The 15090-nt window shown below is 59.9% G+C and carries 8 protein-coding genes; 5 read left to right on the top strand and 3 right to left on the bottom strand.

Going from position 1 to position 15090, the window contains the following annotated elements; all coding sequences use genetic code 11:
- Nucleotides 1-435 precede the first annotated feature (435 nt).
- Nucleotides 436-2802 (top strand): TonB-dependent receptor, encoded by a 2367-nt coding sequence (locus tag EDC38_RS14335; protein WP_246004451.1) that lies wholly within the window; start codon nucleotides 436-438, stop codon nucleotides 2800-2802.
- 128 nt (nucleotides 2803-2930) lie between these two features.
- Nucleotides 2931-4268, top strand: coding sequence for a hypothetical protein (locus EDC38_RS14330; RefSeq protein WP_123639234.1), 1338 nt, complete (start codon nucleotides 2931-2933; stop codon nucleotides 4266-4268).
- A gap of 128 nt (nucleotides 4269-4396) precedes the next feature.
- Here EDC38_RS14330 and EDC38_RS14325 read toward each other — a convergent pair whose 3' ends face one another.
- On the bottom strand, nucleotides 4397-5518 hold the full coding sequence (locus EDC38_RS14325; RefSeq protein ID WP_123639233.1) for a MipA/OmpV family protein: 1122 nt from the start codon (nucleotides 5516-5518) through the stop codon (nucleotides 4397-4399).
- Between the two features lie 164 nt (nucleotides 5519-5682).
- On the opposite strand from EDC38_RS14325, the gene EDC38_RS14320 reads away from it, so the two are divergent.
- From EDC38_RS14320 to uxuA, 3 genes are all read left to right on the top strand, one after another.
- Nucleotides 5683-7452 carry an SLC13 family permease gene (locus EDC38_RS14320; RefSeq protein ID WP_024462082.1) on the top strand — a complete coding sequence of 590 codons (1770 nt, stop codon included), beginning with the start codon at nucleotides 5683-5685 and terminating at the stop codon, nucleotides 7450-7452.
- Between the two features lie 221 nt (nucleotides 7453-7673).
- Nucleotides 7674-10298, top strand: coding sequence for a heparin lyase I family protein (locus EDC38_RS14315; protein ID WP_123639232.1), 2625 nt, complete (start codon nucleotides 7674-7676; stop codon nucleotides 10296-10298).
- A gap of 175 nt (nucleotides 10299-10473) precedes the next feature.
- Nucleotides 10474-11664 carry a mannonate dehydratase gene (gene uxuA / locus EDC38_RS14310; protein ID WP_123639231.1) on the top strand — a complete coding sequence of 397 codons (1191 nt, stop codon included), beginning with the start codon at nucleotides 10474-10476 and terminating at the stop codon, nucleotides 11662-11664.
- Between the two features lie 81 nt (nucleotides 11665-11745).
- Here uxuA and EDC38_RS14305 read toward each other — a convergent pair whose 3' ends face one another.
- Together EDC38_RS14305 and EDC38_RS14300 are read right to left on the bottom strand one after the other, a co-directional pair.
- The gene (locus EDC38_RS14305; protein WP_246004450.1) at nucleotides 11746-12528 is read right to left on the bottom strand and encodes a FadR/GntR family transcriptional regulator; all 783 of its coding nucleotides are present in this window, start codon (nucleotides 12526-12528) and stop codon (nucleotides 11746-11748) included.
- A gap of 73 nt (nucleotides 12529-12601) precedes the next feature.
- Nucleotides 12602-15085, bottom strand: a complete 2484-nt coding sequence (locus EDC38_RS14300) for a glycoside hydrolase family 2 TIM barrel-domain containing protein (protein ID WP_170162949.1) — start codon at nucleotides 15083-15085, stop codon at nucleotides 12602-12604.
- Nucleotides 15086-15090 lie beyond the last annotated feature (5 nt).

Raw genomic sequence — 15090 nt, 5'->3', positions numbered from 1 at the left:
AGTGAACCGCTTTGGGGCACGCATTGCGCTGCAGGGGTGATCATCTGTTGTGCTTGAACACGCGAGGTCGATAACTAACACGCAGCGCGACCGGGGCTGAAGTTGCAATGCCTATGCCAAATAAAATAATTTTTTAACGCCTTGTTTTTAAAGATGTTTTCGAATCGGACGGCGGAGATGGCTGATCCGGAAGCGTGAGTTGCCGCGCTGTCGGAGTGCGGAGCCGGTTCAGATTGGTGCATGGTCAGGCGCTGTGACGGGTTCCGGAAGTGGTTTTCTGTGGCTGGGGATGGATCGAAACTGGCGCATAAATCTTCTGCACTGCTCAGTGACTCAAAAAGGGGCGTCGAGTAAAACAACGGGGAGGGATTTTCATTTCTTTAGTTATGTTATACCATAACAAAACTAGATGAATCGTATACCCCGGAGGTTGTTGTGCAGAAGAACTGGTTGCAATGGAGCGGTGTTGGGCTGTTGTGGGCCGGGTTGCTCTCCCCGAATGTCCTGGCGGAAACCTTGAGCGGTGAAGTGCGAGACGCCAACGGTCAGCCCGTAGCTGGCGCCGTGGTTGAATGGGTGGGCAGTAACCGGAAGACCAAGACCGATGCCGCCGGTCGTTTTTCGCTGGAAGATCTGCGTGGTGAGGAAGTGGAGCTCCATATTATGGCGCCCCGGTTTGTGCATCAGCAGCTGCATGTCGATCTCGATGAGGGGCCGGTGACCATCCAATTGCGGCCCACCCGCATAGAAGTGATCGAAGTGGTGGCTCTGCCCTGGCACGCTTCCACCCTGGAGTCCGCCCAGCCAGTCAATGTGATTGCCGGTGATACCCTCGCCCGTCAGCAGGCCTCCACGCTTGGGGAGACCCTGAAGAATGAGGTGGGGGTGCACACCAACTACTATGGGCCGGTGGCAAGTAGCCCGGTCATTCGGGGCTTAAGCGGCCCCCGGGTACTGATTACCCAGAATGGCCTGGATGCCGGGGACGTATCCCGGGTGGGGCCGGATCATCTGGTGACCACCGAGACCTCCACGGCGGAGCAGGTGGAAGTGCTGCGCGGGCCGGCCACGCTGTTCTATGGCAGCGGGGCGATCGGCGGGGTGGTCAATATCGTCGACGGCCGGGTGCCGACGGATAATGAGCTGTCCGGCCAGTGGCATTTGAAACATGACAATGTGGCGGATGAAAAACTGGTCAGCGGCAGCGTTACCGGAGGGGCGGGCTCCTGGGCCACGCATGCGGATGGTTTCTGGCGAGAGTCCAACGATTACCGGATTCCGGTAGCCGCTGAGCGTGAAGAGCACGAGGCTGGTCATGAGCAAGATCATGCCGACGAAGCGTTTGACGGGCGCCTGGATAACTCCGCGTACCGGGCCAAGGGCGCCAATATTGGTGCCAGCTATTTACTGGATAACGGCTTTGTGGGTGTTTCTGTCGGACGGCTGGAGAGAACCTACGGAATTCCCGGCCACGGTCATGAAGGCGAGGGCGACGTTGATGTGTACGCCGACCTGGAGCAGGATCGGGTACAGCTGATCAGCGAGCTGAGTCTGGATCACGCCTGGTTCAGTGCCCTGAACACCCGCCTAGGCTATACCGATTATCGCCATTCGGAAATTGAAGAGGGTGTGCCTCTTACCACCTTCGCCAATACCAGCCGGGAAGTGCGCGCCGAGCTGTTTCATCATCCGGTGGCCGAATGGCGCGGTGCCTGGAGTCTTCAGTACAAGCATCAGGACTTTTCTGCGGAGGGCGCTGAGGCCTTCACCCCGCCCTCGGAAACGGAAAGCCTGGCGCTGGGCTGGATGGAGGAGCGGCACTTTGGCCCGGTACAGGTTCAGTTGGGCGCGCGGGTTGAACGGGTCGAACTGTCCGCCGATCAGGTGACGGTTCCGATGGAAGATCAACCCGGATTGCTGGCCGCCTATCAAGTGAAACAGACCTTTGAACCGTTCAGCCTGTCTGCCGGTGCGGTGTGGGATTTCACCGAGGGTTACAACCTGGGGCTGTCACTGTCCCGGGCGCAACGCGCGCCTTCGGCGGCCGAGCTGTACTCCTTTGGCCCCCATATCGGTACCAGCAGTTATGAAATCGGTGCCCTCTATGACTTGCATGAAGAGGCGGATGGGCACTTTCACGCCGAGGTCAGTCCGGCGGCGGTGGAGCTGGAAACGTCCAACAACATCGATCTGACCCTGCGCAAGTTTGAAGGTGATGTGGGCTTCACGTTGAACGCCTTCTACAACCAGATGGATGACTTCTACTATCTGTCTGCCACGGGCCTGGAAGCCGAGGACGATCACGCCGATGAACACGATCACGGCGAGGCAGAGCATGAGGAGGAAGAGGCCTTGCCGGTGTATCACTACACCGCCCGCGACGCGCGCCTGTACGGTGTGGAAGGCCAACTGGTATGGCAGGTGGCCAGCCCCTGGCGTCTGACCCTGATGAGCGACTACACCCGCGCCACCCTGAATGGCGGCGAAGCCATGCCGCGTATTCCGCCACTGCGTCTCGGAGCGCAACTGGAGTATCGCCTCAATGGTTGGCGGGCGGAGTTGGGCGCGCAACATTACTTCGATCAGGACCGCACCGCCAACCTGGAAACGGAATCCGATGGTTACACCCTGGTGGATGCCCAACTGAGTTACGACTGGGAGTGGGCCGCGCAGACCATGACCTTCTATGTCCAGGGCAACAACCTTACGGACACCGAAGCCCGTCCGCACACCTCATTTTTGAAAGACAAGGCGCCATTACCGGCGCGTTCGCTGGCGGTAGGACTGCGCTCCCGATTCTAGCCCCTACGGATAGCACGGCAGTTTGCGTAGGGCGGATCGGTCCGACGTATCGGAGGGCAAAGCCCGCATCCGCCGTCCCCTGGCCCAACCAACAACGCATCAATAATCGAACAACAGGAGTTTCAAATATGCAATGGCAACACGGACTTTCAACCGCTTTGTGCCTGAGCGCACTGTTGGTACTGAGCGGCTGCGGTGGCAGCAGCACCGAGATTGTGGAACGCGATCCGGTGGAAGATCATTCCGACGATCACGATGATGATCATGGTTCAGCCCATGGTGACGCGCCCGAAACCAAAGGCCGGTTACTGGTAGCCGCCTACGATGAGGCCGAAGTGGTTCTCTATGATCTGGATGACGGCGACGAGCTGGCCCATTACGAACTGAATAATCCGGCTTCGGCGGTATACGCCAGCGCGAACCATCGCTTTGGTGTGATGTTGCAGCGGGATGCGGGTGAAGTAAACGCGGTGGACTCGGGTCTGATTCACGAGTATCACGATGATCACTGGGATTACACCATCACCTCCCCGAGCTTTGCCGACTTCTCGGCGCCGGGTCCACGCCCGACCCACTTCACCACCGGTGGCGAGCGTTCGGTGATTTTCTATGACGGCAATGCCGATCAGGGCGAGGCGGCTGAGGTCGGCGTCTTTTCCGAAGCCGATATGGCCGACAATGGCAGTGGCCGATGGCTGACCCTGGACACTCACCAGCACGGCGCAGCGCAGCAGTTTGGGGAGTACCTGTTTGCCACTGTCCGGGATGCCAATGATGACAGCACCACCTTGCCCAACCAGGTGGCGCGTTACCACTGGCACGATGACGAGTACGAACTCGAACAGACCTTCCAAACGCTCTGTCCCGGACTGCACGGGAGTGCCCAGTGGCATCACGGTGTCGCCTTTGGCTGCACGGATGGTGTGTTGGTGATTCATGAGGAAAACGGCGAGTTCGTCGGCGAGAAGATCGCCAACCCGGAAGGCTTTGAGGGACGCATCGGTTCGCTCTATGGAATGTCCGAAGGGGAAATGCTGGTGGGTGTTGCTTCGGGTGAGCTCTATCTTATTGATCCGGAAGCGGACAGCATAGAGCCGCTTGACTGGCACGGTGAGTCAGAGCGCACCGCCATTGGCTACGGGTTCGATGCCGAGGGTGAACACTTTCTGGTGCTGGATAGCACCGGTGATCTGATTCGCCTTGAAATCGCCGATGGCTGGGCGGTGCTTGAGCCAATCGAAGCCGTCACCAGCGACCTGAGCGGTCTGGCGGAAGACTTGCGCCCGGTGATGAGCGTGTCCCATGCGAGTCATCTGGTCTACATTACGGATCCGGTGGCCAACACGGTGGTGGAAGTGGATCTGGAATCCGGTGCGGTCGAGACCGTTCTCAACCTGGACGTTACGCCGGCCAAAGTAGCGTGGCTCGGGTTTGAAGGGGCGTTCGAGCACGACCACGAGCATTGAGGCAGGTTACGGCGGGTGCGCGGTTCAATCGCTGCGCTCAGCCCCTACGCAAGGTTGGGTAGGGCGGATCGGTCCGACGTATCGGAGGCCGCAGGCCGCATCCGCCGTTCCCCCACGCTTTCCAACACCTAAAACGTATAGGTCAACGACACAAACCCTTTCACCAACCGCTCCTCATCCACAATCGGGCTGTCGGTCAACTCGTTGCCGAGTTGCTCCACGCCGATATTACCCACCAATTGCCACCCCTGGGTGATTTCGTAAAAGAACGTCACCCCGGCCTCCGGGTTGACGGCTGAAGACGGTTGATAGGCGGGCCGCTCGGCGGTGGCCGCCTCTGTCGGCACGCCAAACTCGTAGTCCGCCAAATCGGCGCTCAGCCAATTCAACCCTACAAACGGTGACAGTCGCCAATTCCCCCACTGAAAACCGCGACTGAGCGACAGTTCCGCCTGCTGCCCGCCGGAGCGGTCGAACAGGTCCTGACTGGCGCTGACAGTAAGATCGATGCCGGCGGGGAGCTCCCGGGTCCAGGCCAACCCCAGCATCAGGGTGGTGTCGCGATCACCCAGACCGGCGAGGAAGGGGCTGTCCTGCTCTTCGTAGGCGCCCAGGCGTAAATCCCCCTGAAGCGCCAGTCGCCAGTCCGTGCTGCCCGCCAGGGTGTAGCGGATACGCGGTCCCGTCCACTGCAGTTTCTCTCCGATATAGACGATAGCGGGGATCACCGTGCCGGGCTGTTTGGTGCTGCCCCGGTAGGGCGAGGTCTGCCCGACTGCGCCGATGCCGACGCCCCACTGGCCCGTATCGCCCAGTATCTGGCTCAGGGAGAGGGTCTGTTGCGTGGGCGCGTCGTCGCTCAGGGTCAGCCGGGCCCGATTGAAGTTGGGCGGCCCCTTGGGGCGATAGTTGTTGGACAGGGCAATGGGCTCCCGGGGAATGCCGATAAAATTGCGATCCAACTCGCCATTGCCGTTCTCATCCACAAACAGCAGAACGGCGTAGTCGCCTTCCGGGACGGACAGCCGAATCGGTTGTCCGGCGTCAAAGCGCTCCCGGTACTGAGCGGTGCGCAGGCTGCCGAAGGTGTCGGCATCCTCAAACAACAGGACGTAGAGGGGGCCGTCAGCCGGCGGGTTGGTCAGCTCGATATCCAATTCGGCGGCCGTGCCGGGCAGGGTAATCAAGGCGCTCAATAGCACCAGCCCGTGGAGAGCGGCCGTGCGCAATGCACTGCGAAGAGAGGCCATGAAAGTTTCCTTGTGTGGGTGGTTGTCCAGCCAGTACGAAGGGTCGGCAAACCTGGATGCGTATATGCTCCAGTGTTATAACCCTAGAGCCAATAACTATTTTCTCTTAGAACCCGCTTTGGTTATGCTCGCGGGCATTATCACCCTAATCTGGACGAGACTGTATGGAATGGCAAGGCTTGTTGTCCCTTTCGCTGACCCTGGGGGCACTGGGCACTCTCATCTTCACGCGCATTGGCCCGCATCTGGTCATGACTGGCGTGATGGTGATCCTGCTGGTCTCGGGTGTGCTGACACCGTCGGAAGCCTTTTCCGGTTTCAGTAATAGCGGCCTGATCACCGTGGCCGCCATGTTTGTGGTGGCCACCGGTATTCATGCCTCCGGTGGCATCGAGCTGATCGTGCATTATCTGCTCGGTGAGCCGAAGAGCGTTCGGCGCGCCCAGATGCGGGTCGCCTTCCCGGTCGCGCTGTTCAGCGGCTTTCTGAACAATACCCCAGTGGTCGCCACCATGATTCCGGCCCTGCGGGCCTGGGCCAAGCGCATTGACGTTCCCGTCTCGAAGCTGATGATTCCCCTGAGTTACTCCGCCATTCTGGGGGGCACTCTGACGCTGGTGGGCACCAGTACCAACCTGGTGGTCAACGGTCAGTACCAGTCCATGACCGGGGAGGCCGGGTTCTCTCTGTTCTCGATTACCGCCGTGGCGTTGCCGGTGGCGATCATCGGCCTGGTTTTCATTATCGTGTTTTTCCCCCGCTGGTTGCCGGATCGGCGGGAAAAGGAAATTTTCGGGAACCTGCGGGAGTTCACTCTGGAGGTGGCCGTGGCCGCCGATGGGCCCCTGGTGGGCAAGACCGTCGTACAGGCGGGCCTGCGTAACCTGAAGCGGATTTACCTGGTGGAAATCGAGCGCGCCGGAGCCATCGTGCCAGCGGTAGGCTCGGAAGAGCCTTTGCAGGCGGGCGACCGGCTGATTTTCGCGGGTAATACCGAAGCAATTTCCGACCTGTTGCGGATCAAGGGGATTGTGGCCTCCACCAATGGTGAGCCGACCTTGGGAAGGGAGCACAGCGAACGGCGTCTGGTGGAAGCGGTGATTTCCCCCCACAGTAACTGCATCAACCAGACCATCCGGGACTCCCAGTTCCGGGAGCGATACGGGGCGGTAGTGCTCGCCGTGGCCCGCAACGGTGAACGAGTACCGGGCAACCTGGGCACCATCAAGCTCAAGCCCGGTGACACCCTGCTGCTGGAAGCGCGGCCGGCTTTTGTCAGTCGCCAGCAATACAACAAAGACTTCCTGCTGATCAACGACCTGCAGACCGAGGCGCCGCGCCATCAGCGGGCGTACCTGGCCTGGGGCATTCTGCTCGCCGTGGTCCTGGTGTCCGCCACCGGCCTGCTGCCGATTCTGCATGCGGGCCTGCTGGGCGCTGCCGCCATGCTGATTACCGGCTGCTGCTCCGCCCCCCAGGCCCAGAAAAGCCTGGACATCACCGTATTGCTGACCATTGCCGCGTCCTTTGCGCTGGGGGTGGCGCTGGACAAAACCGGCGTGGCCCGCCTGCTTGGAGAGACGCTGGTCAGCCTCAGTGGTGGTCACCCCTGGCTGATTCTGCTGATGGTCTATATATCGGTCTCCATTCTCACCGAGTGCATTACCAACAATGCGGCGGCCATCATCATGCTGCCGGTGGTGCTCGAGATCACCGAAAAAGCGAGCCTGAACCCGGAGCCCTATATTTTCGCCCTGATGATTGCCGCCTCCGCCAGCTTTGCCACGCCGTTGGGGTACCAGACCAACCTGATGGTCTACGGCCCGGGGGGGTACCGCTTTACTGACTTCCTGAAGGTCGGGGCGCCGATGAATGTCGTGATTGGTATTTCGACCATTGTGGTGCTGATTCTGGGCTGGCCGCTGACCGCTTAGCCCGGGGCCTCTGTCGGGTTACGCTCCGCTAACCCGACCTACTCGGAGATTGCGCAGACCCCGTAGGTCGGGTTAGCGGAGCGTGACCCGACAACTCCGAGAGAGGAGGCAATGTCCGCCCAAATTGGTATGACCACTTGACAGTAAGGCTGTTTGTGCGCCATAGTGATCTCGCCTGAAAATCCACGCATATTGCGGAGAATAACCAGAAGGTGATCACTATGACCCTCATCAAGCAATCAACCCTGGCTTGCCTTTCAAGCCTGCTCATAGCCTGTGGTGGCAGCATTGGCCACGATACCCCGACGCCGGGAAGCGGCGCAGACGAGAGTTCTTCCAGTAGCGAATCGAGCGCCAGCAGTGCGTCGTCGTCCAGCGATGGCGGTGCCAGCGTCGATAGCAACGTGCTCATGGGCGTATTTCTCGACAGCCCGGTGGCGAATGTTCACTACGAGACCCAGAGCCAAAGCGGTGCCACCTCGGACGCGGGTGCTTTTCAGTATCTGGCAGGTGAGATGATCACTTTTTCCATTGGTGACCTGAGTTTTCCCGAAGTCCCTGCAAAGGCCACCATTACTCCGCTGGACCTGACCGGCAGCGCTGAGGTCAACGCCGAGGCAGTGATCAACATGGTTCGCCTGCTGTTGACCCTGGATGTCGACGCCGACCCGGACAATGGCATCCAGATCGATGAGCAGGCTCACGGCGCGGCTACCGCTGTCGATTTCGATCAGAGCGCCGAAGCGTTTGCCGAGTCTTCTGCGGTGACCAACCTGATCAGCGGCTCCGGTTCCAGTCAGACTGAGCTGGTCAGTGCCAGCGAGGCGCAGACGCACTTCCAGAGTACCCTGGACGCGTCGGTCAATAACCGGGTGGTGGCGTCGGCCGATGGTCCGGGGGATACCTACGAGCTGTTCAATGACGCCTTTGGCGGCGAAGCCGTTGAGTCGCCGGTCTGCGATCCCAATGAAGACAGCTTTGGCCGGCGTATCACCGAAGTGATGGATGATGAGCTGGAGACCCATGTATTCGCCTTTCACATTCTGCGCGATGTGGACGGGGATCGCTGTATCGAAACCATCACCGACCGCCAGCGTATCGAAGTGAAAACCTATGGGGCGTCTCCAGCCGATCGGGTGGCGACCGAAGGTGAAACCCACACCTACCGGTGGAAGTTCAAACTGGATGACGGCTTTCAGCCCTCCTCATCGTTCACTCACATATTCCAGATCAAGGCCGCCGGTGGCGACGATGATGGTATGCCGATTGTGACCTTCACGCCCCGTGCAGGCAGCCCGAACAAGTTGCAGCTGCTGCATGCGCCGGACGGTGACAGCGGTGCCGACGAAGTGGCGAGTGCCGAATTGGCCGAGTTTGAAGGCCAGTGGGTGGAGGCCTATGTTCGCACCCAGAATCAGGACGATGGTCGTCTGGAAGTCCGTTTGACCCGGCTGAGTGATGGCGAACCGTTGCTGGTCTGGAGCCACAACAATATCGATATGTGGCGCGCCGGGGCGGATATCAATCGACCCAAGTGGGGCATTTATCGCAGCCTGAACAATATTGACTCGCTGCGCGACGAAACCGTCTGGTTCAACGATTTCTGCATTGCCGAGGGGACCAACACCTGCCCGTCAGAGTTGAACCCCACACCGCAACTGCCCGATGAAGGCGATGCGCCGGACTTCGGATTTGAAGCGGATGCGCTGGGCGAAGCGCCGGCCGGTTTTGAAGTGGAGGGCGACATTGTCGTCTCTGACGAACAGGCGAGTGAAGGCAGCCAGTCGGTGAAGTTCTCGCACCCGGTCGACGGTCAGGTGAGAATGCGCCAGGCATTCGGCGCGACCGCGACCGGTTCGCTCAAGGCATCGGTACGAATCCCGGAAGAAGTCGGAGTGGATACCCTGATCACCCTGTATGCGCTCAGCTACAACTCCGAAAACCGCGCCATTGACCTGATCTTCAAGCCTGATGGCACCCTGCGTCGCCGCGAAGGCAGCAGCCAGGAGGATATTCAGGCCTATACTCCCGGCGCCTGGACCGACATCGAAATCCAGTGGAGCGAACTGTCCACCAGCAACGAATTCACTCTGCTGATCGATGGCACCGAAGTCGGTACCTTCCCGGTGGCAACCCCCGGCCTGACACCAGAGCGGGTCGAGTTCAAGTTTGGCCAGAACAGTGGGGCGATCACCGAGCAGAGCCTCTATGTGGATGCCATTTCCATCGCCGATACCCTGTCTGGCGGTGAGGGCGGCGGCGATGAGATCCCGGAAGAGCCCGTTGATGCTCCCGAGTTCGGTTTTGAAACCGACGTGGTGGGCCAGGCGCCCCTGGGTTTTGAAGTGGAAGGCGACATCCAGGTCAGTGATGAGCAGGCCACCGAGGGGGATCTGTCGGTGAAATTCTCCCACCCCGTGGATGGCCAGGTGCGCATGCGTCGGGAATGGGGGGCTGCGGCCAGTGGTTCATTGACCGCTTCGGTTTACATCCCGGCGGATGTCGGGGTGGACTCCCTCATTACGGTCTACGCCGAAACCTACAACTCAGCTAACCGGTCCATGGACATTCTGTTCAAGCCCGATGGCACGCTGCGCCGCCGGGAGGGCAGCAGCCAGGAAGATGTCACCACCTACGAGTTTGATATCTGGACGGAGGTGACCCTGACCTGGGAGTCCGTTGATACCAGCAACGAGTTCACCTTGTGGATTGATGGCGTGGAGCAGGGCACCTTCGCGGTGGCCACTCCGGCGCTGATTCCCGAGCGGGTGGAGTTCAAGTTCGGTGGCAATTCAGCGGCCATTACCGACAAGAGCCTCTATCTGGACGCCGTTTCCGGCTTCTGAGGCCTTCATGAACGGCAGCCCGTCAGGGCTGCCATTGCCTTTTAACGCCGCTACCCGGCTCGCACTGAGAACGATTGCGAGTTGAAACCGTCTGGAAAAACGGTTAAATTGGTCAGGCAGATTTACCAATTTCCGCAACGGTCACCGCGGAAAGATGAATGATTGAGAGGATAGAATGCAAGAAACATGGCGATGGTTTGGTCCGAATGACCCGGTCAGTCTCACCCACATTCGACAGGCCGGCGCGACGGGGGTAGTAACCTCGCTGCATCATATTCCTACCGGAGATGCCTGGCCCCTGAAGGAAATTCTGGAGCGCAAGGCGTTGATCGAGGAACAGGGTATGACCTGGTCGGTGGTGGAGAGTGTGCCGGTACACAACGACATCAAAACCCGGACCGGGCAGTGGCAGACACACATCGAGCACTACAAAACCTCATTGCGCAATCTGGGCGAGGCGGGCATTACCACCGTCTGCTACAACTTCATGCCGGTGGTGGACTGGACCCGGACCAATCTGAGTTATGTTCTGCCCAACGAAAGTCAGGCGCTGCGCTTTGAGATGAGTGACTTCGCCGCTTACGACGTGCATATCCTGCAGCGCAAAAACGCCGCCGATGATTACGATCCTGAGGTGCTGGCACGCGCTGAACAGCGGGTTGCCGCGATGAGCGAGGAAGAGAAGCTGCTCCTGGAGAAAAACATCATTGCCGGGCTGCCCGGTGGCGATGGTTCCTATGATCGGGCCGGCATCATGGCCGCCATTGAGGAATTCATCGAGTTGGGCAATGAAGGCATGCGCGCCAACCTGTTCGCCTTTCTGAACGAAGTGGTGCCGGTCGCTGAAGCGGCCGGTGTGCGCCTGTGTATTCACCCGGACGATCCACCCTTTTCGTTGTTCGGCCTACCCAGGGTCGTGTCCACGGCGGACGATGCCCGGGCGTTGCTCGAAGCGGTCCCCAGCGAGGCCAATGGCCTGACCTTGTGTGCCGGCTCCTACGGGGCGCGCTGCGATAATGACCTGGTGAAAATGGCGGAAGAGTTCGGCTCGCGCATCTACTTTGTGCACCTGCGTAACGTCAAGCGCGAAGATGACGGTTCCTTCTACGAAGCGGATCATCTGGATGGGGACAACGATATGGTCGGCCTGATCGACCAGCTGCTGGTGGAAGAAGCCCGCCGGAAAGCGCAGGGTTTGCCCCAGATGGATATTCCCATGCGCCCGGATCATGGCCACCTGATGGCGGATGAAATTGGTCAGCAAGGGGTGAACCCGGGTTACTCCTACGCGGGCCGAATGAAAGGCCTGGCGGAGCTGCGCGGGGTGATTCACGCACTGGAAGTGGTCCGGCGTCGCGCCTCGTGATGATCGGCGCTCGTTGATCGGGATCAAAAAAAAGGCGGCCTCTAGTGGCCGCCTTTTTTTTTATGGGACAACCGAACGTTGTCAGCCAGCGTTGCCGAAGTGCGTTGCCGCCGCTTCGGTGGCATTTTCCAGGTGTTTCTGCATGGCGGCTCGGGCCGCTTCGGGATCCCGTTTTTCCAGGGCTTCGATAATGGCCCGGTGGTCCTCCAGGATGGGGTGAATCCCCTCGTCCCGAATGCGCGCCGAGAAGGAGGTGTGCAACTCTGACTGGTTACGCAGCTCCCATAGCCAATCAACCACCGCGTAGATGGCGCTATTCTGACAGGCACTGGCGATGATGTTGTGAAATTTCCAGTCGGCGGTTTCGGAGGCGTTTTCCTGCTTCTCCTCCTCTTCCATTTCCCGGTAGGCCTCCCAGAGCTGGGCAATCTGCTGATCCGTGATGCGCTCCGCCGCCAGTGCGCAGGCTTCAGTCTCCAGAAGCATCCGGGTCTCAAGAATCTCGAACGGGCCTATACCCTTGTCTTTCACCTCAAGCCGGGGTTTCTTCTTGGTGACGTAAATGCCGGAACCCGTGCGGATTTCGATCACACCCTGTAACTCCAGGGCGATCATGGCTTCGCGGATCGTGGGGCGGCTGACACCGAGACGCTCGGCCAGATCCCGTTCGGCGGGAAATTTCTGACCGGGCTTGATCTTGCCCTCGGCAATCAGTTGCGAGAGTTGGTTGGCAACTTTGATGTAAAGGCGATCGGGTTTGATGGCTTCGAACTGCATGGCAATGTCCTCATGGTGCAGGCCGGCACTCAGGTCGCCGGCCGGCGAAACACGCTCTCCGAGCTCCGTGTCGGGCGCGTTTTTCATTGAGCCAGCAGTGTACTATGGTCAGGCGGTAAAACCAATGTAAGGGGCGCTCGGTGCGCCCCTTACTAAGCGCTTAGGGATCAATTTCGCCGGTGTGATCCACATACACATAGGCGCCCTTGACGTCCTGACTGCGCAACTCAATGATGGAAGAGCGGTCTGGATCCGGGCGGTACAGGATCGAGGCGTAGCCATTGGCCATTTCAATTTCGCTGCTCTTGTCCGGGGTGCCGTAGTTCTCCAGCAGCTCGCCGGCCTCGCCCACGTTGCTGAAGTACACCCGTTCATCGCAGGTGATGCAGCGGTCGCCGTTCTTGTCCACCGCTTCGGCTTCGATCAGAAGCAGGCCGTCGTCCTGGCGGGTGGCGCTCATCCGGACTTTCTCCAGCTTGTTGAGCGGATCGACAATATAGGTCACGGTCATCTGGTCCTCGGCAACGGTGCGGCCATCGCGTTCGCCCACCACCCGCAGCTGGTTCTCACCCTCGCTCAGTCGGGTTTCCCAGACCAGGCCACCGGCCGGGAACTGGTTGGGATCACGCTGCTTTTTGTCCAGTCGCTTGCCGTTCACAAACAGTTGGGCGCTATCGGTGTTGCAGAAGACGGTGATGTCCAGCGGCTCATCTTCCGCACCACCGCGGTGCGTCCAGGTGTGTGACTCGATGTAGCAGAAGGGCTCGTCTTTCCAGTAACTGGCGTAGACATAGTAGGCGTCTTTTTTGCGCCCCTGGCGGTCGACCATTCCCTTCTGGTTCATGTAAGGGATCGGGTTTTCGGGACGCAGGGGCGTAGCGAAGTCCTTGAAGGCCCACTGAGCGCCGCCAGCGTAGTTGGGCAGGTTTTCGGAAACCTGCAGGTGCCAGTCGAACAGGTCCACAATGTAGCTTTCGTTCCAGTCGGAGTCCTTGGCCACGCTGCGTACCACGGCCTGATTGACGGCCTCTTCAACGTCCACTTGGGCGCCGGGCATGCCGTCTTTGGTGATCGGGGTGGGCGTGTGTCGGCCGACGTGACTGGAGCCGCCGTATTCCATATGCAGCATACGCGGGTATTCTTTCATGGCGTTACGCAGCGCCTCTTCATACTGGGCATAGGCGCCGCCGTACCAACCGGCCCAGATGGACGGGGAGAAGACGTCGACAATATGTGAGCCTTCGTAGTACTTGCGGATGGCGGTCAGTCGAGAGTCGTCCATCTCATGGGCGATGTCATTCAGATGCTGCAGGTAGGGGTTCAGCTTTTCCGGGTCACCGCCACCAGGGAAGTCCGCCTCCCAGTAGATCTCATTACCGAGGGACCAGAACACAATACTGGGGTGATTGCGGTTCTGGGTAATCTGCTGGCGAAGCAGTCGCTCGGTGTTGTCCTGCCATTCTTCGCCGCCCATGCCGCCGCGGGTCCAGGGCAGTTCGTCCCAGATGATCAGGCCAAGTTCGTCCGCCGCCCGGTAGACTTCCGGATCCTGAGGGTAGTGGCCGAGGCGCACAAAGTTTGCACCCAGCGCTTTGATCATGCGCATGTCTTTCCAGTGCTGCTCGTTGGGCAGGGCGTTGCCGAGCCCGGCGTGTTCTTCATGACGGTGTGTACCGCGCAGCAGCAGACGTTCACCATTGAGATAGAAAGCGCCGTGCTCTTCAAACTCAAACCAGCGATAGCCGTACCGCTCGCTCAGCTGATGGACGGTGCTGTCTTCCTGAACCAGACTGACCTCCATCTGATACAGGTTGGGCGTATCCGGTGACCAGAGCGCGGGGCGGGGCAGGGTTTCCCGTGGCAGGGTTTCCGAGAACTCGCCCGGCGCCACACTCAAGGGACGATTGATTTCCGCCACGGTATGGCCTTCGGGGTCAATCAGGCGTGCCGTGAGTTGATAGTCACGAGTGTCTTTGGCGGTGTTGCGACCGAAAACGGTAATATCCGTCTGCCCCTGCTCGGCGCTGACTTCCGGCGTGTCGATCTGTACCCGGGACAGGTGGACAGCCGGCAGCACCTTGAGCCACAGGTCGCGGGTCAGCCCGCCATGAACCACAAAGTCGGATTTTTCCGAGGGAATGATATTGGGGTCGTAGGCGTTGCTGACCCGCACCATCAGGGTGTTTTCCTGCCCGGGCACCAACTGCTCGGTAATGTCAATTTCAAAACCGATGTAACCGCCCACATGCTGCCCGGCATGGTCCCCGTTGACGTAAACATCGGTGACCATGTTGGCGCCCTCGAAGTAGAGCACGTAGTTCAATGCCTCTTCGGAAACGCCCGGCGTCAGTGTCTTGCGATACCAGCTGGCACTGCGGCGGTATCCGGGGCGCGCGTCGACGGGATCCTTGGCGTTCCAGGTGTGCGGCAGACTGACGGTCGTCCAGTCCTGCGCCTGCTCGGCGCGCTCAACGGTTTCGGTCAGGGCTTCCAGATAGCCCCAGTCGGCATTGAGATTGATCGTGTCCGGTTCGGCCGGAATGGACGTGGCCTGGGCATGGCCCATCGCCAGCAGCAGTCCGGCGAAAAGGCCTGTTGTGCGGCGACGCCAGGCGCCGGTTTGGCGCGGTTGATGATGTCTCACGGTGT

Origin of the sequence: Marinimicrobium koreense (assembly GCF_003762925.1) — a bacterium.
Lineage (GTDB): Bacteria > Pseudomonadota > Gammaproteobacteria > Pseudomonadales > Cellvibrionaceae > Marinimicrobium > Marinimicrobium koreense.
This window is presented reverse-complemented; position numbering and strand designations above follow the sequence as displayed.

Excerpts from the sequence above, each read along its gene's own strand:
- EDC38_RS14330 (WP_123639234.1), top strand. The coding sequence starts at position 2,931 with ATGCAATGGCAACACGGACTTTCAACCGCTTTGTGCCTGAGCGCACTG.
- EDC38_RS14325 (WP_123639233.1), bottom strand. The coding sequence starts at position 5,518 with ATGGCCTCTCTTCGCAGTGCATTGCGCACGGCCGCTCTCCACGGGCTG.
- EDC38_RS14320 (WP_024462082.1), top strand. The coding sequence starts at position 5,683 with ATGGAATGGCAAGGCTTGTTGTCCCTTTCGCTGACCCTGGGGGCACTG.
- EDC38_RS14315 (WP_123639232.1), top strand. The coding sequence starts at position 7,674 with ATGACCCTCATCAAGCAATCAACCCTGGCTTGCCTTTCAAGCCTGCTC.
- uxuA (WP_123639231.1), top strand. The coding sequence starts at position 10,474 with ATGCAAGAAACATGGCGATGGTTTGGTCCGAATGACCCGGTCAGTCTC.
- EDC38_RS14305 (WP_246004450.1), bottom strand. The coding sequence starts at position 12,528 with ATGAAAAACGCGCCCGACACGGAGCTCGGAGAGCGTGTTTCGCCGGCC.